This window comes from Citrobacter sp. wls714 (assembly GCF_005281025.1).
GTDB classification, from domain to species: domain Bacteria; phylum Pseudomonadota; class Gammaproteobacteria; order Enterobacterales; family Enterobacteriaceae; genus Citrobacter; species Citrobacter werkmanii.
Genome location: NZ_SZWZ01000085.1, coordinates 1 through 313, shown reverse-complemented (window position 1 = coordinate 313; position 313 = coordinate 1). Strand labels below are relative to the sequence as shown.

2 protein-coding genes are annotated in these 313 nt (G+C 56.5%); both read right to left on the bottom strand.

Translation table 11 applies throughout. The annotated features are described in order from the left end of the window. On the bottom strand, positions 1 to 59 hold a 59-nt coding region (locus FDX11_RS25765), incomplete at its 3' end, for a DUF987 family protein (protein ID WP_149004822.1). Between the two features lie 8 nt (positions 60 to 67). Further along, a partial coding sequence (locus tag FDX11_RS17480; protein WP_283252092.1) for a JAB domain-containing protein occupies positions 68 to 313 on the bottom strand: 246 nt, incomplete at its 5' end.

Sequence of the window (313 nt, the reverse complement as noted above, 5' to 3'; positions counted from 1 at the left end):
CGGGACTCAGGATGCTGGCGGTATATCGTCATTGCCCGGCGTTTACTGATAATTTTCATGTCATACCTCACAACAGACCGTGTTCTGCGAACGAATAGATTTGCCTGCCACCGACAATCAGATGGTCAGGGACACGGATATCCACCAGCTGAAGCACCTGAACCAGTCGCTGCGTGAGGGTTTTGTCGGCCTGGCTAGGTGTCGTCTCGCCGGAAGGATGGTTATGCGCGAGTATCACCGCCGCCGCGTTGAAGTGCAGAGCACGTTTGACCACCTCCCGGGGATGCACCTCGGTGCGGTTAATCGTGCCGGT